Raw genomic sequence first — 26,367 nt, 5'->3', positions numbered from 1 at the left:
GTCGTCCGACAACACCAACTCGACCTTTGGTCGACCCGTCCGCACCATAGGATCAGTCTATATTTATGAATGAAATTCCAGACTCAGGACACTAGCGTCGGCCGGGTACCGGCAGGCCGAGGTGGTCGCGCAGGGTCGGGCCGGTGTAGTCGGTGCGGAACACCCCGCGTTCCTGGAGCAGCGGGACGACCCGGTCGACGAACTCGTCCAGGCCGCCCGGGGTGAGGTGCGGGACGAGGATGTATCCGTCGGCCGCGTCGTTCTGCACGAAGTGGTCGATCTGCCCGGCGACGGTGGCGGGGGAGCCGATGAAGGACTGCCGGCCGGTCACCTCGATGACCAGTTCACGGCTGGTCAGGTTCTTCTCCGCGGCCAGCGCCCGCCAGCGTGCGGCGGTGCCCACCGGGTCCGGGATCCGGACCCGGCCCTGGACCAGCGCGCTGTCCGGGTCGGGGTCGACGTCCGGCAGCGGCCCGTCCGGGTCGTGGTCGGACAGGTCGACGCCCCAGACCTGCTCCAGGTAGTTGATCGTGGTCTGCGGCCCGACCTGGGCCCGGCGGACCTCGGCGGCGCGCTCGGCCGCGTCGGCGTCGGTGTCGCCGAGGACGAAAGTGGCCGCGGGCAGGATCTTCAACTCGTCCGGCTTGCGGCCGTAGGCGGCCAGTCGCCGTTTGACGTCCTGGTGGAAGGCCTGGCCGTCGGCGAGGGTGGAGTGGCGGCTGAAGATGACGTCGGCGGCGGACGCGGCGAACTCGCGGCCCTCGTCGGAGTCCCCGGCCTGGATGACCACCGGGTGGCCCTGCGGCGGGCGGGGCAGGGAGAGTCGGCCCTCGACCTCGAACTGCGGCCCGGAGTGCCGCACCCCGGCGGCCCCGGTGTCCCAGAACTCCCTTGCCAGTTCGACGGATTCGGCGGCCCGGGTGTAGCGGTCGGCCCGGTCCAGGTAGCCGCCGCGGCGGAAGTTCTCCCCGGTGAAGGCGTCCGAGGAGGTGACCACGTTCCAGGCCGCCCGGCCGCCGGAGAGGTGGTCCAGGGAGGCGAAGCGGCGGGCGAGTTCGTACGGCTCGTTGAAGGTGGCGTTCACCGTGGCCGCCAGGCCGATCCGTTCGGTGACGGCGGCCAGGGCGTTCAGCACGGTGATCGACTCGGGGCGGCCGACCACGTCCAGGTCGTGGATGCGGCCGTTGGTCTCGCGCAGTCGCAGGCCCTCGGCGAGGAAGAAGAAGTCGAACTTGCCGCGTTCGGCGGTCTGCGCGAGGTGGCGGAAGGAGTCGAACTCGATGTGGCTGCCGGAGGCCGGGTCGCTCCACACCGTGGTGTTGTTGACGCCGGGGAAGTGGGCGGCGAGGTGGATCTGCTTGAGCGGACGGTCCGTCATCGGGTCACCTCGGCGAGGGCGGGGGAGTCGGTGGTGGGGACGCTCGCCGCGGCCGCGGCGGCGGCGTAGCGGCTGGCCGGGCGGGGCAGTCCGAGGTGGTCGCGCAGGGTGCGGCCGGAGTGGCCGGCGCGCAGCAGCCCGGTGGCGCGCAGGGCCGGGGCGGTCCGCTCGGCGAGGGCGGCCAGGTCGCGCGCGGGCTCGGCGGGGACGAGGTGGAAGCCGTCCACGCCGGTGCCGGTGGAGCTGAGTTCGGCGAGCAGCCGCTGCTCGGCGGCCCGGTCGGGCAGGGCGGCGTCGAGCCGGGCGAGGATGCGCAGCTGTTCGCCGGAGCGCAGCCGCAGTTCGGTGGCGGCGGTCAGCCGGGCGGCCCGGTCGGGGGCGTCCAGGACGACGACGTCGGCGTACCGGATCGCGGTGGCGACCCGGGCCCGCCCGCCGGGGGTGGCGTCCGGGACGAGGTCGGCGGCGGACACCGGCACCACGACCACCGGGCGGCCCTGCGGCGGGCGCGGGGTGATGGAGGGGCCGCGGACCGAGAAGTGGCGGCCCTCGAAGTCGATGTAGTGCAGCTTGTCGCGGTCGACGAACCGGCCGGTGGCGGTGTCGCGGATCTCCGCGTCGTCCTCCCAGCTGTCCCAGAGCCGGGCGGCGACCTCGGCGGCGTCGGCTGCCTCGGCCCACAGCTCGTCCTCGGGGGCGACCGGGCGGCGGCCGAAGGCCCTGGTCTCGGCCTCGGTGCCGGAGACGCCGACCAGCCAGCCGGCCCGGCCCGCGCTCACCCAGTCCAGGGTGTTGAGCGAGATGGAGGTGTGGAAGGGCTCGGTGTGGGTGGTGGTGACGGTCGGGACCAGGCCGATCCGCGAGGTCAGCGGGGCGATCCGGGCGAGGGTGGCGAGCGCGTCGGGGCGGCGCGGCTCGGGGGCGAAGGAGTCGTCGAGGGTGACGAAGTCCAGGCCGGCGCGCTCGGCGAGGAGGGCGAGGCCGGCGTAGTGGGCGGCGTCGAAGTGGCCGGGACTGTCGATGGCGGCGGAGAGGTGCAACTGGCGGGGCATGGCGAGCCTGGCTTTCCTCGTGCGGAGGTGCGCGGCCGTGCATGGACAGCGGCCCCGTACTGGTGCGGGGGTGCGGTCACGCGCGGCGCGGTTGCGCGGTGACGGCCCGTGGGCAGGCGGAGGCCCGCGACGGGCGGGGGAGGAGGGCGGCCGGCGCCGGGCGGGGACTCAGCCGGGCGGCGGCGGGGCGAAGGATCGGCTCAGCCGCGACACGCCGCCGACCACACGCGACCGAAGTCGATGTGGCTGCGGGTCACCAGCGGGCACGAGGCGTTCACCGGTTCAGTTGACCAGGGCCTCCGGCGGTTCGTCAACCGCCGTTTCCGCACGGTGGAACCTCCCGGGAACGCCGAAGGCCCCGCCCGGCCGCCGGGGGAGCGGCGGTGGGGCGGGGCCTTCGGAACGGGCGGGACCGGCGTCAGGCCTTGGTCACGTCCTCGATCTCGCTGTCGTCCTCGCGACCGGGGGTCTTGAGGTTGAACTTGGTGATCGCGAAGCGGAACGTGAAGTAGTAGATCGCCGCGAAGACCAGGCCGATCGGGATGATCAGCAGCGGGTTCTTGGCCAGGCTGAAGTTGATCGTGTAGTCGATCAGACCGGCCGAGAAGCTGAATCCGTGGTGGACGCCGAGGCCCCAGGTGACGGCCATCGAGACGGCGGTCAGCACCGCGTGGATCGCGTACAGGACCGGGGCGATGAAGAGGAAGGTGAACTCGATCGGCTCGGTCACGCCGGTGACGAAGCTGGTCAGCGCGATCGAGATCATCATGCCCATGACGGCCTTGCGGCGCTCGGGGCGGGCGCAGTGGGCGATCGCGAGGGCGGCGGCGGGCAGCGCGAACATCATGATCGGGAAGAAGCCCGCCTGGAACTGGCCGGCCGTCGGGTCGCCCGCCAGGAAGCGGTTGATGTCGCCGTGCACGACGGTGCCGTCCGGCTTGGTGAAGTCACCGGTCTGGAACCAGGCGTAGGTGTTGACGAACTGGTGCATGCCGATCGGGATCAGCGCGCGGTTGACCAGGCCGAAGATGCCGGCGCCGACCGCGCCCGCACCCACCAGGCTGTTGTTGACGTGCGAGATCGCGTCGCCGACGGGCTGCCAGCCGAGGCCGAACAGGACGCCCAGGCCGGTGCCGACGAAGGCCATGATGATCGGGACGAGGCGGCGGCCGTTGAAGAAGCCCAGCCAGTCGACCAGCTTGGTGCGGTGGAACCGCTGCCACAGGATGGCCGCGAGCAGACCGACCACGATGCCGCCGAGGACGCCCGGGTCCTGCGGCTTGCCCGCGGGGAGGGCGGCGGTGACGGTGCCGTCCGCCGGGAAGGCGGTCAGCACGTTCTTGAACGCGAGGTAACCGACCAGCGCCGCCAGCGCCGTGGAGCCGTCCGCCTTCTTGGCGTAGCCGATCGCGATGCCGACGCAGAACAGCAGCGGCAGCGCACCGGTGATGGCGGTACCCGCAGCGCCGAAGACCTCGACGAGCTTCGCGGGGAAGTGCCACTTCTCATGGACGTCGGGCTGGCCCAGACGCGCCAGCAGACCGGCCGCCGGCAGCACGGCGATCGGCAGCTGGAGGCTGCGACCGACCTTCTGGAGACCGGGGAGGACGGCATTGCCGAACTTCTTGATCGGCGCCGGAGCCTTGGCGGGCGCCGGTGCCTGCGCAGACTGACTCATGGGGGTGGGTTCCTAACGGCATGGCGGGTCGGTCGGGGGGAAGGCACGGGGGCCGAACCGCGAACTGGTCTACACCACACGTGGTGTAGACCAGTTTTGTAGCACGGGTGGAGAACTCGGGGAAGCCCGGATAGCGGGGTTGTCGAGAAGCGCTATGAAATCGAAACCTGGATCCGGAGCGTTGATCATGATTTCAGTCGCGATTGTGATTTTGGCTATTTGCGCAACAAAAAGCGCCGGGCCCTTGCGGCGCCCGGGTCGTGGCGGGTCCGGCGGCCACCGTCGGGGCCGGGTCCGGGCGATCCGGCCGCTCCCGGGCGTGCGCGACGGCTGCCGAGAGTGACCGGAGGGTCGCGGACGTGCCCGGTGGGGCGCCCTCCGACGGCGGTCGGCACCCGTCCCGACCGCCGCCGGCACCCGTTCTGACCGCTGTCGGCACCCGTCCCGACGGCCGTCCGGCCGGCCGGATCGCGACCGAATTACCCTTTCGGTGACTCCCGGGTAGGGAATTCCGTCCTTCGGTGAAATGCCGAAGGCCCCCGGGCCGGTGGGTCCGAGGGCCTTTGCCGGAGGTTCTCCGGGAATTCGTTCCGTACGGTCGGGGAATCAGGCCTTGGTGACGTCCTCGACCTCGTCCTCGTCCTCGCGCCCCGGTGTTTTCAGATCGAATCTGACGATGATGAACCGGAAGAGCGCGTAGTACACCGCGGCGAAGCAGAGCCCGATGACGATGATCAGCCACGGTTTGGTGGCGAGCCCCCAGTTGATCACGTAGTCGATCAGGCCGGCCGAGAAGCTGAAGCCGTCGTGCACCCCCAGTCCCCAGGTGACCGCCATCGAGGCGCCGGTCAGCAGCGCGTGCAGGCCGTACAGGGCCGGGGCGATGTAGGCGAAGGAGTACTCGATCGGCTCGGTGACGCCGGTGACGAAGGAGGTCAGGCCGACCGAGAGCATCAGGCCGTAGATCTCCTTGCGGCGGTGCGGCTTGGCCGAGTGCGCGATCGCGAGTGCCGCGGCGGGCAGCGCGAACATCATGATCGGGAAGAATCCGGACTGGAACTGCCCCGCCGTCGGGTCCCCCGCGAGGAAACGCGGGATGTCGCCGTGCACGATGCTGCCGTCGGCCTTCGTGAACTCGCCGAACTGGAACCAGACGAAGGTGTTCAGCAGCTGGTGCATACCGATCAGCAGCAGCGCGCGGTTGAACAGGCCGAAGATGCCCGCGCCGCCCGCGCCGAGATCGGCGAGGTTCTGCGAGAAGTCGTTGAGGCCGCGGCCGATCGGGGGCCAGACCCACAGGGCGACGCAGGCGGTGGCCAGGCCGACCACGGCGGTGATCATCGGAACGAGGCGGCGGCCGTTGAAGAAGCCCAGCCAGTCGACCAGTCTGACGCGGTGGAACCGGACCCACAGCCAGGCCGACATCAGGCCGATCAGGATGCCGCCCAGCACCCCCGGGTTCTGGTACGTCGCGGCCGCCACCTTGGCCGAGCCGTAGTCGACGCACTGGGCGGTCCACGCGTCGGGGATCTGGACCGTCCCGGCCTTGCAGTGCTCCGGGAACGCGTGCAGCACCTTGTAGTAGACGAGGAAGCCGACCACGGCCGCCAGCGCCGTCGAACCGTCCGCCTTCTTGGCCATGCCGATCGCCACGCCGATGCAGAACAGCAGCGGCAGGCCGAGCGAGGAGTCGAGCAGCGCGCCGCCGGCCGCCGCGAAGACCTTGGCGACGTTGTTCCAGCCCAGTCCGTCCTTGCCGAACACGTCCGGCTGGCCGAGCCGGTTGAGGATGCCCGCCGCGGGCAGCACCGCGACCGGGAGCTGGAGGGAGCGGCCCATCTTCTGGAGGCCGCCGTAGAAGGTGTGCCACCACAGGTTCTGCGGGGCCGTGGCGCCTGCCGAACTCATCCTTCGCCCTCCGAGCGCGGTTGCCGACCGGTGGGCCCCTGCGGGACCCTCGGGCGGGGGTCAGGAACACCCGGGGTCCTTCCTGCGTTCATCGGAGTACACATATATTGGTGTAGACCACTTTGGGACGCAGGCCGGACGCCGGGACGCGAGCCCCGCTGATCGTCATCCTCGGGTGGCGGCCCGGAGCCTGCGCGCCGGAATGGGCCAAAAGTGGACTAACGTGGCAGACCGGACCTGCTCGGGTCATGCTGGTCGCGCTGCCCGGCAGCGCGGCCCCAGCTGAACCCGCGTCAGCCACCGGCACGGACCTCACCACCCGACGGTCGAGGACCGAACCCCAGCACAGCGCAGGACGGCACCCGGCAGAGCCGCCGAAGGCCGAGACAGAGGGAGAAACCACATGGCCAGCAAGGCTGAGAAGATCGTCGCCGGTCTCGGCGGCATCGACAACATCGAAGAGGTCGAAGGCTGCATCACCCGCCTGCGCACCGAGGTCAAGGACGCCTCCCTCGTCGACGAGGCCGCCCTCAAGGCCGCCGGCGCCCACGGCGTCGTCAAGATGGGCACCGCGATCCAGGTCGTCATCGGCACCGACGCCGACCCGATCGCCGCCGACATCGAGGACATGATGTGAGCTGAGCCACCCGGGCTCGCACACCACCGCTCCACCACCCACGGCCCGCCGACCCGCTCAGGGGGACGGCGGGCCGAGGCACATCCGGAACCGGCGATCGGAACGGCTACGCTCAGTGGCTATGTCACGTATCGACGGCCGCACCCCCGACCAGCTCCGCCCCATCACCATCGAACGGGGCTGGAGCAAGCACGCCGAAGGCTCCGTCCTCGTCTCCTACGGCGACACCAAGGTGCTGTGCACCGCCAGCGTCACCGAGGGCGTCCCGCGCTGGCGCAAGGGCAGCGGCGAAGGCTGGGTCACCGCCGAGTACTCCATGCTCCCGCGCGCCACCAACACCCGCGGCGACCGCGAATCCGTCAAGGGCCGCATCGGCGGCCGCACCCACGAGATCAGCCGGCTCATCGGCCGCTCGCTGCGCGCCGTCATCGACCACCGCGCCCTCGCCGAGAACACCATCGTCCTCGACTGCGACGTCCTCCAGGCCGACGGCGGCACCCGCACCGCCGCCATCACCGGCGCCTACGTCGCCCTCGTCGACGCCGTCTCCTGGGCCCGCGACCGCAAGCTCCTGCGCGCCAAGGGACAGCCCATCACCGGCGGCGTCAGCGCCGTCAGCGTCGGCATCATCGACGGCGTCCCCATGCTCGACCTCCAGTACGAGGAGGACGTCCGCGCCGAGACCGACATGAACATCGTCTGCACCTCCGACGGCCGCTTCGTCGAGGTCCAGGGCACCGCCGAAGGCGCCCCCTTCGACCGCGCCCTGCTCGACCGGCTGCTCGACCTCGGCACCCTCGGCTGCGCCGAACTCGACCAGATCCAGCGCAAGGCCCTCGAAGGCTGAACCACCCCCCGGGGCAGAACTCTTCGGGCTGAACCGGGCCCGGCCCGCTGTACACGCGCGGCCCGCAGCCCGTACGGTTCCCGCAGCACCCCGCTGCGGGAACCGCGCCCCGTCCGCGCGAGTCCTCCCCACGGAACCCGCGCCCCAGGAGGACCGGATGGCCTCGTCGAGCATCGCCCGCCCCGCCGCCCTCGCCGTGGCCGCACTGATCGCGATCCTCCCGCTCAGCATGGTGAGTTGCTCCGCCGCCCAGAAGGCCATCGACTGCGGCAACACCGCCGTCAAGGTCACCGGCGACCTCGCCGACCTCACCAAGGCCTACGACAACTCCAGCAACGACTCGGCCGCCGCCGGCAAGGCGCTCCAGAAGCTCAAGGGCGACCTCGACCAGATCGGCAAGAACTCCAAGAACACCGACGTCGCCAAGGCCGTCACCGACCTCAAGACGCAGGCCGACAAGGTCCAGCAGGCCGTCGACCGGAACCAGGCCCCCGACCTCAAGCCGCTCGGCGACGCGGCCGGCAACCTCACCTCGGTCTGCACCGGCTGACCCTCCGCCGGATCTCGATAGGGTGGGCGATATGTCCACCCGCCTGATCCTCGCCACCCGCAACCAGCACAAGGTCGCCGAGCTGCGCGCCATCCTCGCCGACGCCGGCCTGGACGTCGAACTCGTCGGCGCCGACGCCTACCCCGAGATCCCGGACGTCCCCGAGACCGGCGTCACCTTCGCCGAGAACGCCCTCCTCAAGGCCCACGCCCTCGCCCGCGCCACCGGACTGCCCGCCGTCGCCGACGACTCCGGCCTCTGCGTGGACGTCCTCAACGGCGCGCCCGGCATCTTCTCCGCCCGCTGGGCCGGCAAGCACGGCGACGACCTCGCCAACCTGAACCTGCTGCTCGCCCAGCTCTCCGACATCGCCGAACCCCACCGCGGCGCCCACTTCTTCTGCGCCGCCGCCCTCGCCCTGCCCGACGGCACCGAGCGCGTCGTCGAGGGCCGCCTCCTCGGCACCCTGCGCACCACCCCGGCGGGCGACGGCGGCTTCGGCTACGACCCGATCCTCCAGCCCCTCGGCGAGACCCGCACCTGCGCGGAACTGACGGCGGACGAGAAGAACGCCATCAGCCACCGCGGGAAGGCCTTCCGCGGCCTCGCCCCGGTGGTCAAGGACCTCATCGGCTGACGCACCGTCCGCTGAACACCGAAGGCCCGCCCCGGGATGATCCGGGGCAGGCCTTCGATTCTTAGGCTAGTGCGGCCTGAGGGACTCGAACCCTCACGAGATTTCTCCCACGGGCACCTAAAACCCGCGCGGCTGCCGGTTACGCCAAGGCCGCAAGGCTCTCAGTCTAGAGCTTCGGCTCCGGTGGCAACACCGCGATTCGCGGTGGCGCCGCGGGCTCGTGGCGCCGCCGCGGACGGTCGCCGCTGCCGATGGGGTGGCAGTTCGGGCAGGATGGGTGGCGGGTGGTGGGCCGGACTCCCGACCGGGCGGGTTTCGGCCAGGGGTGACCGGTTTGTCGAGGGGTTCCGACCTGTGATGTTTGGTTGTTGATTACCAATTGGTACAGACCTATTGACCTATGTGGTTCAGACCACATAGCTTCTGCGCCAATTGGAATCCCCCACGTGCGTGCTCCCCCACAGGTACGCGCCGACACTCTCTCCTGGAGGACCGAGTGTTGATCCGTAGTACGGCGGAGCGGCGTCCCACCGCTGTGATCCGCCGCAAGAGTGCCCGGGCGGGCGTGGCGTCGTTGGCGGCAGTCTCGCTGGCGGGGCTGTTGATGGCGACGCTGGGTGCGGCGCCCTCGCAGGCGTCGGCGGCCGTCGACAACGCGGCCTGTCGGCCGGACGGGCTGTACCAGACGCCCGGAGTGGACGTCCCGTACTGCTCGGTCTACGACACGAGCGGGCGCGAGAAGATGGGCGCGGACCACCAGCGCCGCATCATCGGGTACTTCACCGGCTGGCGCACCGGCAAGAACGGCGACCAGCCCTACCTGGTGAGCGACATCCCCTGGGACAAGGTCACCCACCTCAACTACGCCTTCGGGCACGTCGGCGGCGACAACAAGCTGTCGGTCGGCACGGACGGCCCGACCAACGAGGCCACCGGGATCTCCTTCCCGGGGGTGCCGGGGGCGGAGCTGGACCCGACGCTGCCGTACAAGGGCCACTTCAACCTGCTGACGAAGTTCAAGAAGCAGTACCCGAACGTCAAGACCCTGATCTCGGTCGGCGGTTGGACCGAGACCGGCGGCTACTTCGGGGACGACGGCAAGCGGGTGAACTCCGGCGGCTTCTACTCGATGACGGTGAACCCGGACGGCAGCGTCAACCAGGCCGGGATCGACACCTTCGCCGCCTCCTCCGTCGACTTCATCCGTAAGTACGGCTTCAACGGCGTCGACATCGACTACGAGTACCCGACCTCGATGAAGGACGCCGGCAACCCGCTGGACTGGCAGCTCGCCAACGCCAAGCGCGGTTCGCTGGCCAAGGGCTACGCGGCGCTGATGAAGTCCCTGCGGGAGAACCTGGACAAGGCGGGTGCCGCCGACGGCAAGCACTACCTGCTGTCGGTCGCGGCGCCGTCCTCCGGGTACCTGCTGCGCGGCATGGAGACCTTCCAGGTCGCCCAGTACCTGGACTACGTCAACATCATGTCGTACGACCTGCACGGCGCCTGGAACAAGTACGTCGGCCCGAACGCCTCGCTCTACGACGACGGCAAGGACGGCGAGTTGGCCGCCGCCAACGTGTACGGCACCGGCCAGTACGGCGGCATCGGCTACCTGAACGCGGACTGGTCGTACCACTACTTCCGCGGCGCGATGCCGGCCGGCCGGATCAACGTCGGCCTGCCGTACTACACCCGCGGCTTCAAGAACGTCCAGGGCGGCACCAACGGCCTCTGGGGCACCGCCTCCGCGACCAGTTGCCCGGCCGGTTCGGGCCTGACCTCCTGCGGTGACGGCGCGGTCGGCATCGACAACATCTGGAACGACAAGGACGACGCGGGCAAGGAGTCCCCGGCCGGGTCGAACCCGATGTGGCACGCGAAGAACCTGGAGAAGGGCATCCTGCCCGACTACCTGGCCAAGTACGGCGTGACCGACACCGCCCTCCAGGGCAGCTACACCCGCAACTACAGCTCCTCGCTGGTGGCGCCGTGGCTGTGGAACGACACCAAGAAGGTGTTCCTGTCCACCGAGGACGAGCAGTCGGTGGGCGCCAAGGCGGACTACATCGTCAACCAGGGCGCCGGCGGCACGATGATCTGGGAGCTCGCGGGCGACTACCGCTGGGACGCCACCGCCAACGGCGGCAAGGGCGAGTACGTGCCCGGTTCGACGCTGACCTCGCTGATGTACGACAAGTTCAAGGCGGCGAGCCCGTACGGTGCGCTCCGCTCGACGGTGGCGCTGCCGCAGCAGACCCTGCCGATCGACGTGTCGTTCACCAACTTCGCGCTGGGCGACTCCAACTACCCGATCAACCCGAAGCTGCACATCGTCAACAACTCGACGGTGACCCTGCCGGGCGGCACCGAGTTCCAGTTCGACTACAGCAACTCGGCGCCGGGCAACGCCAAGGACCAGTCCGGCTTCGGGCTCCAGGTGATCAGGCAGGACAACCCGGGCCCGGGCAACGTCGGCGGGTTGAAGGGCACCTACAACCGGGTGTCGGTCAAGCTGCCGGGCTGGCAGTCGCTGGCGCCGGGCGCCTCGGTGGACATCGACTTCGTCTACTACCTGCCGGTGTCCACGCCGTCGAACTGGACGGTCAACGTGGGCGGCACGCTGTACGGGATCAAGGGCGACCTGACCCGGGGCGCGGTGGACGGCGGCACGCCGACCCCGACCCCGACCCCGACGCCGACCGGGACGGCCACGCCGACTCCGACGCCGACCCCGACCGGGACCCCGACGGGCACGCCCACCGGTACGCCGACCCCGACCGCGACCCCGACCTCCGGCGCCTGCACGGCCGCCCCGGGCTGGGATGCGGGCACCACCTACGCGACGCCGACCAAGGTGTCCTGGAAGGGCCACTACTACCAGAACAAGTGGTGGACCAAGGGCGACGACCCCTCCGCCAGTGGCGCCTGGGGCGTCTGGAACGACCTCGGGGCCTGCTGAGCCCGACGGCTCACGGCTGACGGCTGACGGCAGTCACCCGAGGTGAGGAACGGCGGTGGCGGCACACCCGGTCGGGGGGTGGGCCGCCACCGCTTCGTTCTCGTGCGGGAGGCTCAGGCCTCGACCTTGAGGTCGCGCAGCAGCTTGGCGACGTGGCCGGTGGCCTTGACGTTGTAGAGGGCGCGCTCGACCTTGCCCTGCTCGTCCACGACGATCGTGGAGCGGATCACGCCCTGGTAGGTGCGGCCGTAGTTCTGCTTCTCGCCGTAGGCGGCGTAGGCCTCCAGGACCTTGTTGTCCGGGTCGGAGAGCAGGGTGACCTTGAGGTCCTCCTTCTCGCGGAACTGGCCGAGCTTCTCCGGCTGGTCCGGGGAGATGCCGATGACGTCGTAGCCGGCGCCCGAGAGGACCGCCAGGTTGTCGGTGAAGTCGCAGGCCTGCTTGGTGCAGCCGGGGGTGAGCGCCTTCGGGTAGAAGTAGACGATGACCTTGCGGCCCAGGTGGTCGGCGAGCGAGACCTGGTTGCCGTCGGCGTCGGACAGGCTGAATGCGGGTGCGGTGTCGCCGGGCTGGAGACGCTCAGTCACGGTCGTACTCTCCTGGAGGCTGGGACGGACGGTCGTACCACGGCAAACTTACCTCCGTTGGTGGGTGGGGCCGCGCGCCCGTGCGTGGCAGCTGACAAACTGGGTTGGTCGCAGAGGACGACAGGACTACATCGGCAAGTGAATGGGGTGGCCCGAGTGGGCGACGCGAGCACGCAGGACAAGCCGGCGCGGACGGCTGCGCAGATCGAGGCGGACATCGAGCGCACCCGTGACCGGCTGGCGTCGAACCTGGACGAGCTGGCCGTGCGGATCCACCCGAGCACCATCTCCGCGCAGGTCAAGGCGAAGGCGATGGCCACCGTCGAGGAGAAGACGGCCCGGGCGTACGTGGCCGCGAACGGCCTGGTGGAGAAGGTCAAGGCGCAGTTCGTGGACGAGAAGGGGCAGCCGCGCAAGGAGCGGATCGTCCCGGTCGCGCTGGTCGGCCTCGGCCTGGTGGTGCTGCTGTCCTCCTCGCGCAAGCGCCGCGAGGACTGAGCAGAGGGCCGGGCACCGGATCGGGCAGGACGTCCGGAGGGGCCGGGACGCCGATGGGCGGCCCGGCCCTTCCGCATGCCGGGCCAGCGTCACGCGCCACGCCCGGGGGCGGTACCTTCGGGACCGTGAGTACGAACGACGAACCGACCCATTCCGACCACGGGCACGACGAGGTGCGGCACGACCGGCTGGGCGAGAAGCTGCCGATCCGGATGCTGCACGACCGCGTGCTGGTGCGCATCGAGGGCAGCGAGGGCGAGCGCCGCTCGACCGGCGGCATCCTGATCCCGGCGACCGCGGAGCTGTCCAAGCGCTGCACCTGGGCGGAGGCGGTGGCGGTGGGTCAGAGCGTGCGCGCGGTGGAGCCCGGCGACCGCGTGCTGTACGACCCGGAGGACAAGCTGGAGGTGGAGGTCCGCGGCGCCACCTACGTGCTGCTGCGCGAGCGGGACCTGCACGCGGTGGCGGCGTCGCGCTTCGGGGACACGGAGGGGTCGACCGGGCTGTACCTCTGATCGGGCCGCCCTGCTGGCCGGGTGCCCTACGCGAGCAGGCCGCCGCCGTCGACGGTGAGGACGGTGCCGGTGGCGAAGCGCTGTTCCATCAGGTACGCGTAGGCCTCGGCGGTGTCCTCGGGGTCGCCGATCCGGCGGAGGGGGAGGGCGGCGGCGGTCCGGGCGTACAGCTGCTCGCGGTCGGTCTCGGGGAGGCCGGACCAGAGCGGGGTGCGGATCATCCCGGCCCGGACGGCGTTGACCCGGATCGGGGCGAGTTCCACGGCCAGCGCCCGGACGAGGGCTTCGACCGCGCCGCAGATGCTCGCGGGGACGCTCCAGCCCGGCACCGGGCGCAGGCCGGCGGTGCCGGAGGTGAGGGTGATCGAGCCGCCGGGGCGCAGCTGCGGGGTGGCGGCGCGGACGGCGTCGAGGGCGCCGAAGTAGCGCAGGGTGAAGAGGGCGCGGGCGGCGTCGAGGTCCATGGCGTCGACGGTCATCAGGGCCAGCGGGTCGCCTGCGGTGTAGACCAGGTGGTCGAGCGGGCCGAGGCGGTCGAAGAGGGCGCTGACCTGGTGGGTGTCGGTGAGGTCGGCGGTCTCGGCGGCGGTGCCGGTGGGCAGGGTGGCGAGGGCGCGGTGGGCGCTGTCGGGCCGGCTGGAGACGACGGTGACGCGGGCGCCGCGTTCGGCGGCGAGGGCGGCGGTGGCGAGGCCGATGCCGGAGGTGCCGCCGAGGACGACGACGTGCTGTTCCTTGAGGGGCATGGTCGTGCCTTTCGTGGTGGGGCGGGGGGCTTGGGTCGATGGTGCTCCGGGCGGGGTGGTGGCGTCCAAGACCTGTTCGGTCGGCTGTCATACCCTCGGGGTATCAGCGGGGAGTGGTGAGCGGGGTGGCGGTGGCGGTGGACGTCGATCTGCGGAAGCTGCGGTATTTCGTCGCGGTGGCAAGGGAGTTGCACTTCGGTCGGGCGGCGGTGGAGTTGCACATCGCGCAGCCGGTGCTGTCGCGGCAGATCCGGTCGTTGGAGGCGGAGTTCGGTGCGCAGTTGTTCCGGCGTGACCGGCGGTCGACCGAACTGACGGACGCGGGGCGGCAGTTGTTGGAGGACGCGCCGCCGTTGCTGGCGGCGGCGGAGGCGTTGCGGCGCCGGGTGGGGCGGTCGGGGGAGGGGTCGGGGGAGGGTCCGGCGCGGTTCGTGGTGGGGTTCATGCCGGGGGTGGCGGTGACGGCGGCGGTGCGGGGGCTGCGCGGGCGGCATCCGGGGCTGGCGGTGGAGGTGGTGCGGACCTCCTGGGCCGATCAGGCGCGGATGGTGCTGGACGGCCGGGTGGACGTCTCCTGCGTGCGGTTGCCGGTGGACCGGCAGGGTCTGGTGCTGCGTCCGCTGTTCGCCGAGCCGCGGGTGGCGGTGTTGCCGGCGGGGCACCGGTTGGCGGGTGAAGTGTCGGTCGTGATGGCCGAGTTGGGTGGTGAGCTGCTGCTGCAGGATCCGGACTTCGTGCCGGAGTGGCGGGATCTGCCGGGGGTGTCCGGGCGGCGGCCGGAGCGGTCGCGGCCGCGGGTGGACACGGTGGAGGAGAAGCTGGAGTACGTGGCGGCGGGGGAGGGGATGGTGGTGCTGCCGTTGTCGATGGCCGCCTTCTACACCCGTGCGGACGTGGTGCACGTGCCGGTGTCGGACCTCGCGCCGCACCGGGTGTGCGTGGCCTGGGCGGCGGGGCGGACGTCGCCGCTGCTCGCGGAGTTCGCGGAGTTGGCCGGGTCCGCGGCGGAGCACCTCGGTTCTGTCGGTGGCAGCCGCTAGGGTCCGGGCATGAGCGTCCCGGTGATCGGTGAGGTGGAGCGGCGGGCCCGGTTGGGGCGGCGGCAGTTGTTGGCGCCGTCGGTGCGGGCGGCGCGGGTGGAGGACGTGGCGGACGCGGTGGTCGGGCTGCACGCCACGGACGCGGCGACGGTGTACCTGTCCGCGTGCGCGCGGCTGGCGGAGCCCTCGGTGGCGGAGGTGGACCGGGCGCTGTACGAGGACGTCTCGCTGGTGAAGCTGCTGTCGATGCGGCGGACGATCTTCGCGGTGACGGAGGGCCTGGCCCCGTACGTGAGTTCGGGGGCGGCGCGGGCGATCGCGGCGAAGGAGCGGGCGGGGCTGCTCAAGCACCTGCGCGATCACGCCGAGGGCTGGGACGAGGCCCGGCTGGCGGAGGCGGAGCGTGCGGTGCTGGCCGCGCTGGCCGTGCGCGGCGAGGCGACGACCAAGGAACTCGGCGACGACGTCCCGCAGTTGCGGGAGACGATGCTGATGTCGGCGGGCAAGGCGTACGAGGCGAAGCAGAGCGTGGGCAGTCGGCTGCTGCGGCTGCTGGCCTCGGACGGGCACGTGCGCCGGTGCCGTCCGCGCGGGTCCTGGTTGAGCAGCAGCTATCCGTGGGCGCTGGTGCCGCAGTGGCCGGACGTGCCGGTGCGGGAGGCGAAGGCGGAGGTGGTGCGGCGCTGGCTGGCGGCGTACGGGCCGGCCGCGGTCGAGGACGTGAAGTGGTGGACGGGCTGGACGCTGGGGGACGTCCGGCGGGCGCTGGCGGACGTGGACGCGCGGGCGGTGGCGCTGGCGGGCGGTGCGGCGGCCGTGGTGCTGCCGGGGGACGAGGGGCCGGTGGCGGCCCCGGAGCCGTGGGCGGCGCTGTTGCCGGCGCTGGATCCGGCGGTGATGGGGTGGCGGGGGCGGGACTGGTACCTGCGGCCGGGGGACGTGCCGGCGCTGTTCGACCGGGCGGGGAACGCGGGGCCGACGGTGTGGTGGTGCGGCGAGGTGGTCGGCGGCTGGGCGCAGCGGGCGGACGGTGAGGTGGTGTGGCGGCTGTTCCGGGACGTGGGGGCGGAGGCGGAGCGGGCGGTCGCGGCGGAGGCGGGGCGGTTGGCGGGGTGGCTGGGGGAGGTGCGGGTGACGCCGCGCTTCCGTACGCCGCTGGAGCGGGAGTTGGTGGCGTAGCGGGCGTTCGAAGGCGGGCCCTGGCGGGGGCGGGGCGCGGTGTCGCCCGGTCGCTCACTGGGCCGGGGCGGTGGCCGTTCCGGTGGGCCCGGTGGTGGCGGTGGGCGGGTTGCTGGGGCGGGCGGGCCGGGTCGGGGTGGGCCGGGTGCTGGGGGTGGGCTGTTCCTGGCTGGGGGTGGGCTGGGGGTTCTGCGGGCTGGGGGCGTCGGGGCCGGGCTGCTCGGTGGCGGCGGGGGCGCTGGGGGCGTGGCTGGGGGCGGTGGGTGCGGGCGCGCCGGTGGGGGCGGTGCTGGGGGTGCTGGTGGGGGAGGTGCTGGTGCTGGGCACGGCGGTGGGGGTCCAGGTGTCGGGCCCCTGGTCGCCGCGGCCGGTCTGCAGGTCGAACTGCTGGGTGGGGGTGCCGTTCAGGGCGGCGGTCATGTAGTCGGTCCAGATCCGGGTGGGGAAGGCGCCGCCGTTGACCCGGGTGAGGCCCGCGGTGCCGGCCAGCGGCTCCTTGGCGTGGGTCTTCGGGTTCTCGCGGAACAGGCCGACGGTGGTGGTGAGTTCGGGGGTGTAGCCGGCGAACCAGGCGGAGAGGTTGGCGTCGGTGGTGCCGGTCTTGCCGGCGGCGGGGCGGCCCAGGTCGAGGGCGGCGGCGCCGGTGCCGCGGGGGCTGACGACGTCGCGCAGGACGTCGGTGACGGAGTCGGCGACGGTGCGGCCGACGGCGTCGGTGGCCTTGTGGTCGGGCATCTTGGGGACGTCGATGGCGCCGCCGGGGTTGACCCGTTCGAGTTTCTGGACGGACCAGGGGGTGTGCGCCTGGCCGTGGTTGGCGAGGGTGGCGTAGGCGCCGGCCAGGTCGAGGGCGCTGGGGGTGGCGGTGCCGAGGGTCATCGAGGTGTTGGCCGGGTCCATGCCGCGGACGCTGTCGGGGATGCCGAGTTTGACGGCGGTGTCCCGGACGCGGCCGAGTCCGGCGTCGACGCCCTCCTGGGCGTAGACGGAGTTGACGGACTTGACCATGGCGTAGCGCAGGGTGATGTTGCCGTAGTCGACGTCGTCCTCGTTGGGCGGGGCGTACGGGGTGGGGCCGCCGGTGACGGGGCGTTCGCTGGTGCCGTCGTAGCGGGTCTCGGTGGTGATCGGGCGGCCGTCGACGGAGTGCTGGGCGATCAGGCCGGCGGCGAGGTCGACGGGTTTGAAGGTGGAGCCGATCTGGTTGTCCTGGCGCAGGGCGTCGTTGAAGGGCTGCTTGGCGTAGTCGGGGCCGCCGTAGACGGCGACGACGCGGCCGGTGGCGGGTTCGACGGAGGCGCCGGCGACCCGGACGTCGGTGTCGGTGGCGGGGCGGGCCTTGGGGTCGAGTTCGCTGGTGAGCTCGGACTGGACGGCCTTGACGAAGGCGTCCTGGCGGGGCTTGTCGAAGGTGGTGGTGATCCGCCAGCCGCCGGCCTTGAGGGTGGCGGCGTCGATGGTGCCGGAGGAGATGAGGTAGTCGTCGGCGACGCCGACCAGGTAGCCGGCCTGGCCGGCGAGTCCGGTGGCGGGCTGGGGGTCGATGGGTTCGGGGAAGGTGGTGGCGGTGCGGTCGGCGCTGGTGAGGAAGCCGAGTTGGACCATGCCGTCGAGGGCGTAGTTCCAGCGGGCGAGGGCCTTCTCGCGGTTGGCGGGGGTGGCGGTCCGGACGTCGTAGAGGCTGGGGGCCTGGAGCAGGGAGGCGAGGTAGGCGCCCTGGCCGAGGGTGAGTTGGGAGACGTCGACGCCGTAGTAGGCGTGGGCGGCGCTCTGGATGCCGTAGGCGCCGCGGCCGAAGTAGCTGCTGTTGAGGTAGCCGGCGAGGATCTCGTTCTTGCTGCGCTGCTGGTCGACCTTGAGGGCGATGAAGAGCTCGCGGCCCTTGCGTTCGAAGGTCTGGTCCTGGGTCAGGTAGTAGTTCTTGACGTACTGCTGGGTGATGGTGGAGCCGCCCTGCATGCCCTTGCCGAGCAGGGTGTTCCAGCCGGCCCGGGCCATGCCCCTCAGGTCGATGCCGCGGTTCTGGTAGAAGGTGCGGTCCTCGGCGGAGACGACGGCCTGCTGGGTCGGCAGGGGGATCTGCTCGATGGTGACGTCGGTGCGGTTGACGGCTCCGGTGCGGGCGATCTCGGTGGTGCCGTCGGCGTAGAGGTAGATGTTGTTCTGGGCGGTGGCGTGGGCGTTGGGGTCGGGCACCGGGACGATGACGTAGAGCACGGCGAAGGCGCCGACGGCGAGCAGCAGCAGCGCGGTGAGGGTGCCGAGGGTGATCCGCCAGGTGGGCAGGAGCCGGCGCCAGAGGGGGAGGGCGCGGCGGGCTTCGCGGCGGGCGGCCCGTTTGGCCTGGCGGCGGGTGCTCAACGTCATGGCGGGATTATCTGCTATTTGACGTGGGTTCAGCGGCGGCGGGGGTCTGAACTGCGTGGTTGCGCGTGGCGGTGCGCGCGCCCCGGGGTGCGTCGGAAATCCGGGTGCGGGCCGTGGGGGCCGGCGGTACGGTGAAAGGTGCAAATCGCATAGCGCGTCCACTTCGTCAGCTCCGCACGTCCGGCCCGGTACCCCCGGGGGCGGTCGGTCGGGGCCGCTGGGGTGTGCGCCGACGTCGCGCGGCGCCCGTCTGCGCCCGCAAATGTCGATAAGGAGACAATATGCACGGAGCTTCCACCGCGGAGGCGAGGCCTCCCGATACCGGCACCGCCCTCGGGCTGTACGCCGCCGTCGCCCGCGGCGCCTTCCGCCGCTACTCCACCTACCGGGCCGCCACCCTGGCCGGGACCTTCACCAACACCGTCTTCGGGGTCATCCTGGCCTCCTCCTTCCTCGCCCTCTGGCAGGCCCGCCCCAACCTCGGCGGCTACGACCAGGGCCAGGCCGTCACCTACATCTGGGTCAGCCAGGGCCTGCTGGTCACCGTCGCGGTCTGGGGCGGGGGCTTCCAGGACGAGATCCAGGACCGCTTCCGCAGCGGGGACATCGCCGTCGACCTCTACCGTCCGGTCGACTTCCAGGGCTGGTGGCTGGCCACCGACCTCGGCCGGGCCGGCTTCCAGGCGCTGGTCCGCGGCACCGTGCCGATGCTGTTCGGCGCCCTGGTGTTCCGCACCCGGATGCCCGAGCGGCCGCTGACCTGGGTGTTCTTCCTGCTCTCGGTGCTGCTCGCGCTGCTGGTCAGCTTCGGCGTGCGGTTCCTGGTCTCGATCACCGGCTTCTGGCTGCACGACTCGGAGGGGGTGCGCGCGGTGAGCCTGGTGGTCTCGATGTTCTTCTCCGGGATGCTGCTGCCGATCGTGCTCTTCCCCGGCTGGCTCGGCGACCTGGCCCGGGTGCTGCCCTGGGCGGCCCTGGTCAAGGTGCCGACCGACGTCTTCCTGGAGCGGGCGGGCGGCACCGGGCTGCTCCGGGCGCTCGGCTTCCAGCTCGGCTGGGCGGCCGCGCTGCTGGCCGCGGGCCGGGGCGCGCAGTGGCTGGCGACCCGCCGGGTGGTGGTGCAGGGTGGCTGAGCCGTTCCTCTCCCGGACGTCCTGGGCGGTCCGCTCCTGGTGGATCTGCGCCCGGATGTGGATGCGCTCGATGATGGCCTACCGGGCCTCCTTCCTGCTCAACCTGCTGGCCAGCCTGGTCACCCACTCGCTCGACTTCGTCGTGCTGGTGATCATGTTCCGGCACACCGACCAGCTCGGCGGCTGGCACCTGCCGGAGATCGCCTTCCTCTACGCCACCGCGACCTTCTCGCTCGGCATCGCCAACCTGCTGGTCGGCTCGGCCGACGGCCTCGGCGTACGGATCATGAACGGTTCGCTGGACACCATGCTGGTCCGCCCCGCGCCCGCGCTCTCCCAGCTGTGCGCCGAGCGGTTCACCCTGCGCCGGCTCGGCCGCCCGCTCCAGGCCGTGATCGTGCTCGGCTGGTCCCTGACCGCCCTGGACGTGCACTGGACCTGGGACCGGGTGCTGCTGGTGCCCGTCCTGCTGGTGTGCGGCAGCGTCATCTTCGGCGCGATCTACGTCGGCGGCGCCACCGTCCAGTTCTGGTGGGGCGAGTCCAAGGAGATCCAGAACTCCTTCACCTACGGCGGCGCGACCCTGCTGCACTACCCGCCGACGGTCTTCGCCAAGGAACTGGTGGCCGGGGCGGTCTTCGGCGTCCCGCTGGCCTTCGTCAACTGGCTGCCCACCCTGCGCATCCTCGACCGGCCCGACCCGCTCGGGCTGCCCACCGCCTTCCAGTACGCCTCCCCGGTCGCCGCCGCGCTCTGCGTCGCCGCCGCCGGGCTGGCCTGGCGGGCCGGACTGCGCGCCTACCGCGGCACCGGCAGCTGACCCCCGTACCGAAAGGACCCCCGTGGCACTGATCGAACTCCAGGACGTCCACCGCACCTTCACCGTGCGGGCCCGCACCGGCCGGTTCAGCCGGGTCAAGCGCGAGGTGCGTGCGGTCGACGGCCTCAGCTTCACCGTCGAGGCCGGCGAGTGCGTCGGCTACATCGGGCCCAACGGCGCCGGGAAGTCGACCACCATCAAGATGCTCACCGGCATCCTCGTCCCCAGCTCCGGCCGGCTGCGCGTCGCCGGGGTCGACCCGGCCCGCGAACGGGTCACGCTGGCCCGCCGGATCGGCGTCGTCTTCGGGCAGCGCACCACCCTGTGGTGGGACCTCCCGCTGCGCGACTCCTTCGAACTCGCCCGCCGGATCTACCGGATCCCCGACCCGCGGTACCGCGAGAACCTCGGCCGCTGCGTCGAACTCCTCGACCTGGGCGGCCTGTTGGACACCCCCGTACGGCAGCTCTCGCTCGGCCAGCGGATGCGTGGCGACCTCGCGGCGGCCCTGCTGCACGACCCCCGGGTGCTCTACCTGGACGAGCCGACCATCGGCCTGGACGTGGTCAGCAAGGGCCGGGTGCGGGAGTTCCTGCGCGAGGTCAACCGGGACCGCGGCACCACCGTGCTGCTCACCACCCACGACCTCACCGACATCGAGCAGCTCTGCGGCCGGGTGATGGTGATCGACCACGGCCGGGTCGTCCACGACGGCGGGCTGGACGGGCTGCACGCCGCCGGGCGCAGCGAGCGGACCCTGGTGGTCGACCTGGCCGAGGCCCGGCCGGCGATCGAGGTGGCCGGGGCGCGGGTGGTGAAGGTCGAGGGGCCGCGCCAGTGGCTGGCCTTCCCGGCGCAGGAGAGCGCGGCGCCGATCGTGGCGGCGGTCGCGGCGCGGTACCCGCTGGTGGACCTCTCGGTGCGGGAGCCGGCCATCGAGGACGTGATCGCGCGGATGTACGCGGAGGTGGCGATCGGCTGAGGGCGGGGCGTCCCGGGGAGCGGTCCGGGTCGGGGATTGACGGTTCGGGCGGGCGTTCGGTGCGCGTCACCCGTCCGGGGAGGGCAGGTGACTCCCCGGCGGGCGGCCGAGTTGGACCGTGCATCGCCGCCGGTCAGCGCGCCGGCGAACCGCCGCTGCCCCGGAGGCCCGCCGCCCGATGACCGTACCCGACGTGACCGTGGTGGTCGCGGTCCACGACACCGTGCCGTACCTCGCCGCGTGCCTGGACTCGCTGGTCGGGCAGTTCCTGGAGCCGGGGCGGCTGGAGGTGGTGGTCGTCGACGACGGCTCCACGGACGGCGGCGAGGTGCTGTTGGACGAGTACGCGGCCCGGCACCCCGGGGTGTTCCGGGTGGTCCACCAGCCCGACCCGGGTGGTCCGGCGGGCCCCACCGACCGCGGCGCGGACCTGGCCCGGGGGCGGTACGTGCTCTTCCTCGGCGCCGACGACCGGCTCGGCGAGGAGGCGCTGGAGCGGCTGGTCGCGGCCGCCGACGCCTGGGGCTCGGACGTGGTCCTCTCGGACCGGCCGTTCACCCTGGAGGCCTGCCTGCGGGCCGTCCGGGTCTCCGTCCCCGCCGACTACGACCACTACGTCCTGGTGCTGCGCGAGGACCGGGGCAACGCCACCGAGCGGGCCTCGGTGCTCGACCGGCTGCGCGGGATCACCGCCCTCCAGCAGGTGGCCGCCGAACTCGCGGATCCCGGGGAGGAGTTGGACGCCATTCGGGTGCGCAGCTTCGCCTGGGACGTGCCCCGGTTGCTCCAGGACGGCTTCCTGCTGCTGGACGACGGGCTGCAACGGCGGGTGTGCGCCGAGGTCGGCCGGATGATCGAGTGCTTCGGCGCCCGCGCGGTGTACGACCGGCTGCCGGTCACCGCCCGGCTGCGGCTCGAACTCGCCGCCGCCGTACGGCCGGGGGCACTGCGCGACCAGATCCGCTACGAGGCCGCGCACGGCGACCCGCCGGTGGTGGCGGTCGGCCGGCGGCGCTACGCGGGGTACCCGGCGTTCCGGGACGCCCGGCTCGGCCTGCCCGACGGGCTGTTCCTGCTGGGCGAGGAGCCGCTGCCGGTGGACGTCCCGCCGCTCAACCTCGCCCAGCAGCTGTGGCGCGGCGTCGTCCCGGAGCAGCTGCGGCGCGGGCTGCGGCGCCACCCGGTGTGGCGTCGGCTCGCCAACTCGGTGAACGGAGGGCGGGGGTGAGCCCCGATGCGGGCCTGGACGTGGGCCTGGACGATCGCGGTTCGGACGTCGGCGGTCCGGACGTCTGCGTGGCCGCTGGAGGCGGCCGGTTCGGGGGCGTACGGGGCGGGGCGTGAGCGGTTCGGGGGCGTGCTGGGCGGGGCGTGCGGCGGGTCGGAGGCGGCCCGGCCCTGGTGCGCTTCGGTTCCGGGGGCGTGTGATCGCGGGGCACGCCCCCGTCCGCGCCGGTCAGCGGGCAGACTGGCGGGGTGAGTGACGAAGCCTTCAGCGGGACCGGCCCCGGGGTCCGGTTCACCGCGGCCGACGAGCAGAAGAGACACGGCGTCCGCCGGATGAAGACCATCGCGACCGGCCTGCTGGCCTTCGCGACCCTGGTCTTCGCCCTGGCGACCTGGGCGAAGGCGGCCGGTGCCGGCCCCTGGGCCGGGTACGTGGCGGCCGCCGCCGAGGCCGGCATGGTCGGCGCGCTGGCCGACTGGTTCGCCGTGACGGCGCTGTTCCGCCGCCCCTTCGGCCTGCCGATCCCGCACACCGCGATCATCCCGACCAAGAAGGACGCCTTCGGGCGCTCGCTCGGCGAGTTCGTCGGCGACAACTTCCTGGCCGGCCACGTGGTGCGCGGCCGGCTGGCCGCGCTCGGCGTCGGCCGCCGGCTGGGGGAGTGGCTGGCCGCACCGGGGAGCGCCGAGCGGGTCACCAAGGAGGCCTCGGCGGCGCTCCGCGGGCTGCTCGCGGTGCTGCGCGACGACGACGTGCGGGCGGTGGTCGCCGAGGCGGTGACCAGGCGGGCCGCCGCGACCTCGGTGGCCGAGCCGATGGGTCGGATGCTGGGCAAGGTGGTCGCGGACGGCGGCCACCACGGGGTGGTGGACCTGGTCGCCGTCCGGGCGCACGGCTGGCTGACCGACAACCACGAGGACGTGGTCCGCAAGGTCACCCAGAAGACCCCGGGCTGGACCCCGAAGTTCCTCGACCACCAGGTCGGCGAGCGGGTCTACAAGGAGCTGCTGCGCTTCGTCACCGACATCCGGGACGACCCCGAGCACCCGGCCCGCGGCGCGATCGACAACTTCCTCGCCGACTTCGCCACCGAGCTGCAGAACGACCCGGAGACCATCGCCCGGGTCGAGCGCGCCAAGGGCGAGCTGCTCGCGCGCCCCGAGGTGCAGGACCTGATCAACTCCACCTGGGCGGCCGTGCGCACCCTGGTGATGGGGGCGGCCGAGGACGAGGACAGCGAACTGCGCCGGCGCATCCGCGACGGCGTGCGCCGCTTCGGCGAGCGCCTGGCCACCGACGCCAAGCTCCAGGCCAAGGTCGACGGCTGGCTGCAGGACGCCGCCCAGTACCTGGTCGACACCTACCGGACCGAGATCACCTCGCTGATCTCCGAGACGGTGGCGGGCTGGGACGCCGACGAGGCCTCGCGCAAGATCGAGGCCAACGTCGGGCGGGACCTCCAGTTCATCCGGATCAACGGCACGGTGGTGGGCGCCCTGGCCGGGCTGCTGATCCACACCGTGGCGGTGGCCCTCGGCGGGTGATCCCGGGCCCGGGCCTATCCTTGCCAGCACCAGTCGGTACGCGCGTAGAAGCAGAGAAGAGGGAACCACCGTGGTCCAGCCGGACGGAAGTCGGATCGGCCCCAACCCCAGCAGGACCGGGCCGGGCGACCGGAGCATCGAGGCGTTCATCGCCGGGATGCCCAAGGCGGAACTGCACGTCCACCACGTCGGCTCGGCCTCGCCGCGGATCGTCGCGGACCTGGCCTCCCGCTACGCCGGGCAGTCGAAGGTGCCGACGGACCCGGCGGCGCTCGCCGAGTACTTCACCTTCACCGACTTCGCGCACTTCATCGACGTCTACCTGAGCGTGGTGGACCTCGTCCGCGACGCCGAGGACGTCCGGGCGCTCACCTACGGCGTGGCCGAGGACATGGCCCGGCAGAACATCCGCTACGCCGAGCTGACCCTTACGCCGTACTCCTCGGTCAAGCGCGGCATCCCCGACGTGGCCTTCATGGAGGCGATCGAGGACGCCCGGCTGCGCGCCGAGAAGGACCTCGGCGTGGTGCTGCGCTGGTGCTTCGACATCCCGGGCGAGGCCGGCCTGGAGGCCGCCGAGATCACCGCCCGGCTGGCCACCGACCTGGCCCCCGAGGGCCTGGTCAGCTTCGGCCTGGGCGGCCCGGAGATCGGCGTCCCGCGGCCCCAGTTCAAGCCGTACTTCGACCGGGCCCGGGCGGCCGGGCTGCGCTCCGTCCCGCACGCCGGTGAGACCACCGGGCCGGAGACGGTCTGGGACGCCATCCGCGAGCTCGGCGCCGAGCGCATCGGGCACGGCACCCAGGCGGTGAAGGATCCGGCGCTGGTCGACCACCTGGGCGAGCACCGCATCCCGCTGGAGGTCTGCCCGACCTCCAACATCGCCACCCGGGCGGTGGAGCGGATCGAGGACCACCCGATCAAGCGGATGGTGGACGCCGGGCTGCTGGTCACCGTCAACAGCGACGACCCGCCGATGTTCGGCACCGACCTCAACACCGAGTACGCGGTGGCGGCGCGGCTGCTGGGGCTGGACGAGACCGGGGTGGCGGCGCTGGCCCGCAACGCGGTCGAGGCCTCCTTCCTGGAGCAGGCGGGCAAGGCGCGGCTGGCCGGCGAGATCGACTCCTACCTGGCGGGCTGGCAGCAGCAGCGCTGACGTTCCCGCAGGTCAACCGCCCCGTCGACGTCGTCGGCGGGGCGGTTCGCGTGGTGCCGCAGGTGCGGCGCCGGAGGTGGCGACGGACATGGTGCCGAGGGTGGTGCCGGGCGTGGCCGGAGGTGGCACCGGACGTGGCGCCAAAGTGGTGCCAAAAACGCCTCGACATGGCACCACGGCTGTGCCATGCTCTAGCCATGGACCTCACGCCGTACGTCGAAAACCTCCGGAACGAGCTCGCGGTGGCTGCCGCCACCGGTGGGGACGAAGCGCGGGCGCTGGCCGACCGGCTGACGCTCCCGCTGGAGTCGGCCGTGCGGCTCACCCTGCTCAACGCCCTCTCCGCCGCCATGGGCGAAGTCACCCGTGACCTCGCCCCGGGCTCGGTGGACGTGCGACTGCGCGGCCTCGACCCCGAGTTCGTGGTGACGGCGCCGCCCGGTTCCGCCGGCTTCCACGGCGACGTGCCGCCCGCGATGCCGAGCGTGCTGTCGCCCGCGGCGTCGGGCGCGCTGCCGCCCGTGGTACCACCGGTGGCGCCGCCCGTGGTGCCACCGATAGTGCCACCCGCGCTGCCGGTGCCCCCGTCCGTGACGCCGGAGTCGGACGACAGCGGCACCGCCCGGATCAACCTGCGCCTGCCCGCCCACCTCAAGGCCAGGGCGGAGGAGGCCGCCGGGCAGGAGGGCCTCTCGCTCAACGCCTGGCTGGTCCGGGCCGTCGCCGGAGCGGTCGACGGCGGTGCCCGGGCCGCCCGCCCGGCCGCCGAGCTCGGGTCCCGCGCCGTCCGCGGCGTCGGAGGCCAGGGCTTCACCGGCTGGGTCCACTAGGGCCTGTCCGGCGGATCTTGGCAGATCAGCGCGCGGCGTTGGGCGCCCGGCTGGGCGTGCGCCCGAGTCGGCCTCGTACTGGACGTACTT

The 26,367-nt window shown here is 72.3% G+C and carries 23 protein-coding genes and 1 tRNA gene; 16 read left to right on the top strand and 8 right to left on the bottom strand.

The window, feature by feature from the left end; all coding sequences use genetic code 11:
* Positions 1–91 precede the first annotated feature (91 nt).
* The 4 genes from ACFXPX_RS36320 to ACFXPX_RS36305 form a co-directional block, all read right to left on the bottom strand.
* Positions 92–1,378 (bottom strand): LLM class flavin-dependent oxidoreductase, encoded by a 1,287-nt coding sequence (locus ACFXPX_RS36320; protein WP_380522533.1) that lies wholly within the window; start codon positions 1,376–1,378, stop codon positions 92–94.
* Positions 1,375–2,430: an LLM class flavin-dependent oxidoreductase gene (locus ACFXPX_RS36315; RefSeq protein ID WP_380593154.1), complete on the bottom strand. Its 1,056-nt coding sequence runs from the start codon at positions 2,428–2,430 to the stop codon at positions 1,375–1,377. Before ACFXPX_RS36315 ends, ACFXPX_RS36320 begins: the two co-directional genes overlap by 4 nt.
* Before the next feature lie 418 nt (positions 2,431–2,848).
* Positions 2,849–4,108: a PTS transporter subunit EIIC gene (locus ACFXPX_RS36310; protein ID WP_380644584.1), complete on the bottom strand. Its 1,260-nt coding sequence runs from the start codon at positions 4,106–4,108 to the stop codon at positions 2,849–2,851.
* A 606-nt stretch (positions 4,109–4,714) separates the two neighbouring features.
* Complete coding sequence (locus tag ACFXPX_RS36305; RefSeq protein WP_380522536.1) at positions 4,715–6,016, bottom strand: PTS transporter subunit EIIC; 1,302 nt, start codon at positions 6,014–6,016, stop codon at positions 4,715–4,717.
* A gap of 403 nt (positions 6,017–6,419) precedes the next feature.
* Between ACFXPX_RS36305 and ACFXPX_RS36300 the strand changes: the two genes are divergently transcribed.
* The 4 genes from ACFXPX_RS36300 to rdgB all read left to right on the top strand — a co-directional run bounded on the left by ACFXPX_RS36300 (position 6,420) and on the right by rdgB (position 8,687).
* Entirely contained in the window at positions 6,420–6,653 is a 234-nt protein-coding gene (locus tag ACFXPX_RS36300) for a glucose PTS transporter subunit EIIB (RefSeq protein WP_030060521.1), read from the top strand.
* A gap of 121 nt (positions 6,654–6,774) precedes the next feature.
* Positions 6,775–7,500 (top strand): ribonuclease PH, encoded by a 726-nt coding sequence (gene rph, locus ACFXPX_RS36295; protein WP_375883110.1) that lies wholly within the window; start codon positions 6,775–6,777, stop codon positions 7,498–7,500.
* A gap of 157 nt (positions 7,501–7,657) precedes the next feature.
* On the top strand, positions 7,658–8,050 hold the full coding sequence (locus ACFXPX_RS36290) for a hypothetical protein (RefSeq protein ID WP_375883113.1): 393 nt from the start codon (positions 7,658–7,660) through the stop codon (positions 8,048–8,050).
* Between the two features lie 31 nt (positions 8,051–8,081).
* Positions 8,082–8,687 carry an RdgB/HAM1 family non-canonical purine NTP pyrophosphatase gene (rdgB, locus tag ACFXPX_RS36285; protein ID WP_380402746.1) on the top strand — a complete coding sequence of 202 codons (606 nt, stop codon included), beginning with the start codon at positions 8,082–8,084 and terminating at the stop codon, positions 8,685–8,687.
* A gap of 70 nt (positions 8,688–8,757) precedes the next feature.
* On the opposite strand, the gene ACFXPX_RS36280 is transcribed toward rdgB, so the two are convergent.
* Positions 8,758–8,841: transfer RNA gene (locus ACFXPX_RS36280), tRNA-Leu, on the bottom strand.
* A 450-nt stretch (positions 8,842–9,291) separates the two neighbouring features.
* Between ACFXPX_RS36280 and ACFXPX_RS36275 the strand changes: the two genes are divergently transcribed.
* On the top strand, positions 9,292–11,649 hold the full coding sequence (locus ACFXPX_RS36275; RefSeq protein ID WP_380593158.1) for a chitinase C-terminal domain-containing protein: 2,358 nt from the start codon (positions 9,292–9,294) through the stop codon (positions 11,647–11,649).
* A gap of 113 nt (positions 11,650–11,762) precedes the next feature.
* Here the strand turns inward: ACFXPX_RS36275 and bcp are convergent, their stop codons facing one another.
* Positions 11,763–12,236: a thioredoxin-dependent thiol peroxidase gene (bcp, locus tag ACFXPX_RS36270; protein ID WP_375883119.1), complete on the bottom strand. Its 474-nt coding sequence runs from the start codon at positions 12,234–12,236 to the stop codon at positions 11,763–11,765.
* A 156-nt stretch (positions 12,237–12,392) separates the two neighbouring features.
* Here bcp and ACFXPX_RS36265 point away from each other — a divergent pair, with 156 nt between their 5' ends.
* Entirely contained in the window at positions 12,393–12,734 is a 342-nt protein-coding gene (locus ACFXPX_RS36265; RefSeq protein WP_375883121.1) for a DUF3618 domain-containing protein, read from the top strand.
* 212 nt (positions 12,735–12,946) lie between these two features.
* Complete coding sequence (locus tag ACFXPX_RS36260; protein WP_380522579.1) at positions 12,947–13,249, top strand: GroES family chaperonin; 303 nt, start codon at positions 12,947–12,949, stop codon at positions 13,247–13,249.
* A gap of 26 nt (positions 13,250–13,275) precedes the next feature.
* On the opposite strand, the gene ACFXPX_RS36255 is transcribed toward ACFXPX_RS36260, so the two are convergent.
* Positions 13,276–13,995: an SDR family oxidoreductase gene (locus tag ACFXPX_RS36255; protein WP_380593153.1), complete on the bottom strand. Its 720-nt coding sequence runs from the start codon at positions 13,993–13,995 to the stop codon at positions 13,276–13,278.
* A gap of 137 nt (positions 13,996–14,132) precedes the next feature.
* Here ACFXPX_RS36255 and ACFXPX_RS36250 point away from each other — a divergent pair, with 137 nt between their 5' ends.
* The gene (locus ACFXPX_RS36250; protein WP_380522538.1) at positions 14,133–15,035 is read left to right on the top strand and encodes a LysR family transcriptional regulator; all 903 of its coding nucleotides are present in this window, start codon (positions 14,133–14,135) and stop codon (positions 15,033–15,035) included.
* A 9-nt stretch (positions 15,036–15,044) separates the two neighbouring features.
* Entirely contained in the window at positions 15,045–16,214 is a 1,170-nt protein-coding gene (locus ACFXPX_RS36245; RefSeq protein ID WP_380644583.1) for a winged helix DNA-binding domain-containing protein, read from the top strand.
* 54 nt (positions 16,215–16,268) lie between these two features.
* On the opposite strand, the gene ACFXPX_RS36240 is transcribed toward ACFXPX_RS36245, so the two are convergent.
* Entirely contained in the window at positions 16,269–18,581 is a 2,313-nt protein-coding gene (locus tag ACFXPX_RS36240; protein ID WP_380522539.1) for a transglycosylase domain-containing protein, read from the bottom strand.
* A 281-nt stretch (positions 18,582–18,862) separates the two neighbouring features.
* Here ACFXPX_RS36240 and ACFXPX_RS36235 point away from each other — a divergent pair, with 281 nt between their 5' ends.
* From ACFXPX_RS36235 to ACFXPX_RS36205, 7 genes are all read left to right on the top strand, one after another.
* Positions 18,863–19,714 (top strand): ABC transporter permease, encoded by an 852-nt coding sequence (locus ACFXPX_RS36235; RefSeq protein WP_380644582.1) that lies wholly within the window; start codon positions 18,863–18,865, stop codon positions 19,712–19,714.
* The gene (locus ACFXPX_RS36230; RefSeq protein WP_380644581.1) at positions 19,707–20,534 is read left to right on the top strand and encodes an ABC transporter permease; all 828 of its coding nucleotides are present in this window, start codon (positions 19,707–19,709) and stop codon (positions 20,532–20,534) included. The genes ACFXPX_RS36235 and ACFXPX_RS36230 overlap by 8 nt, the downstream gene beginning before the upstream one ends.
* 22 nt (positions 20,535–20,556) lie before the next feature.
* Complete coding sequence (locus ACFXPX_RS36225) at positions 20,557–21,516, top strand: ATP-binding cassette domain-containing protein (RefSeq protein ID WP_380593151.1); 960 nt, start codon at positions 20,557–20,559, stop codon at positions 21,514–21,516.
* A 178-nt stretch (positions 21,517–21,694) separates the two neighbouring features.
* Positions 21,695–22,744: a glycosyltransferase family 2 protein gene (locus ACFXPX_RS36220; RefSeq protein ID WP_380644580.1), complete on the top strand. Its 1,050-nt coding sequence runs from the start codon at positions 21,695–21,697 to the stop codon at positions 22,742–22,744.
* Between the two features lie 248 nt (positions 22,745–22,992).
* On the top strand, positions 22,993–24,288 hold the full coding sequence (locus ACFXPX_RS36215) for a DUF445 domain-containing protein (RefSeq protein ID WP_380522543.1): 1,296 nt from the start codon (positions 22,993–22,995) through the stop codon (positions 24,286–24,288).
* A gap of 94 nt (positions 24,289–24,382) precedes the next feature.
* Positions 24,383–25,447, top strand: a complete 1,065-nt coding sequence (locus ACFXPX_RS36210; protein WP_380522580.1) for an adenosine deaminase — start codon at positions 24,383–24,385, stop codon at positions 25,445–25,447.
* Between the two features lie 197 nt (positions 25,448–25,644).
* Positions 25,645–26,277: a toxin-antitoxin system HicB family antitoxin gene (locus ACFXPX_RS36205; RefSeq protein ID WP_380644579.1), complete on the top strand. Its 633-nt coding sequence runs from the start codon at positions 25,645–25,647 to the stop codon at positions 26,275–26,277.
* Positions 26,278–26,367 lie beyond the last annotated feature (90 nt).

The sequence above is a fragment of the Kitasatospora sp. NPDC059146 genome (assembly GCF_042786665.1).
GTDB lineage: Bacteria > Actinomycetota > Actinomycetes > Streptomycetales > Streptomycetaceae > Kitasatospora.
The sequence above is the reverse complement of the archived record's forward strand: the minus strand, read 5'-3'. Positions and strand labels throughout refer to the sequence as shown.

What these genes read in the sequence shown, in the direction of transcription:
- ACFXPX_RS36320 (WP_380522533.1), bottom strand. Translation starts at nt 1,378, where the DNA reads ATGACGGACCGTCCGCTCAAGCAGATCCACCTCGCCGCCCACTTCCCC.
- ACFXPX_RS36315 (WP_380593154.1), bottom strand. Translation starts at nt 2,430, where the DNA reads ATGCCCCGCCAGTTGCACCTCTCCGCCGCCATCGACAGTCCCGGCCAC.
- ACFXPX_RS36310 (WP_380644584.1), bottom strand. Translation starts at nt 4,108, where the DNA reads ATGAGTCAGTCTGCGCAGGCACCGGCGCCCGCCAAGGCTCCGGCGCCG.
- ACFXPX_RS36305 (WP_380522536.1), bottom strand. Translation starts at nt 6,016, where the DNA reads ATGAGTTCGGCAGGCGCCACGGCCCCGCAGAACCTGTGGTGGCACACC.
- ACFXPX_RS36300 (WP_030060521.1), top strand. Translation starts at nt 6,420, where the DNA reads ATGGCCAGCAAGGCTGAGAAGATCGTCGCCGGTCTCGGCGGCATCGAC.
- rph (WP_375883110.1), top strand. Translation starts at nt 6,775, where the DNA reads ATGTCACGTATCGACGGCCGCACCCCCGACCAGCTCCGCCCCATCACC.
- ACFXPX_RS36290 (WP_375883113.1), top strand. Translation starts at nt 7,658, where the DNA reads ATGGCCTCGTCGAGCATCGCCCGCCCCGCCGCCCTCGCCGTGGCCGCA.
- rdgB (WP_380402746.1), top strand. Translation starts at nt 8,082, where the DNA reads ATGTCCACCCGCCTGATCCTCGCCACCCGCAACCAGCACAAGGTCGCC.
- ACFXPX_RS36275 (WP_380593158.1), top strand. Translation starts at nt 9,292, where the DNA reads ATGGCGACGCTGGGTGCGGCGCCCTCGCAGGCGTCGGCGGCCGTCGAC.
- ACFXPX_RS36260 (WP_380522579.1), top strand. Translation starts at nt 12,947, where the DNA reads ATGCTGCACGACCGCGTGCTGGTGCGCATCGAGGGCAGCGAGGGCGAG.
- ACFXPX_RS36255 (WP_380593153.1), bottom strand. Translation starts at nt 13,995, where the DNA reads ATGCCCCTCAAGGAACAGCACGTCGTCGTCCTCGGCGGCACCTCCGGC.
- ACFXPX_RS36245 (WP_380644583.1), top strand. Translation starts at nt 15,045, where the DNA reads ATGAGCGTCCCGGTGATCGGTGAGGTGGAGCGGCGGGCCCGGTTGGGG.
- ACFXPX_RS36240 (WP_380522539.1), bottom strand. Translation starts at nt 18,581, where the DNA reads ATGACGTTGAGCACCCGCCGCCAGGCCAAACGGGCCGCCCGCCGCGAA.
- ACFXPX_RS36235 (WP_380644582.1), top strand. Translation starts at nt 18,863, where the DNA reads ATGCACGGAGCTTCCACCGCGGAGGCGAGGCCTCCCGATACCGGCACC.
- ACFXPX_RS36220 (WP_380644580.1), top strand. Translation starts at nt 21,695, where the DNA reads ATGACCGTACCCGACGTGACCGTGGTGGTCGCGGTCCACGACACCGTG.
- ACFXPX_RS36205 (WP_380644579.1), top strand. Translation starts at nt 25,645, where the DNA reads ATGGACCTCACGCCGTACGTCGAAAACCTCCGGAACGAGCTCGCGGTG.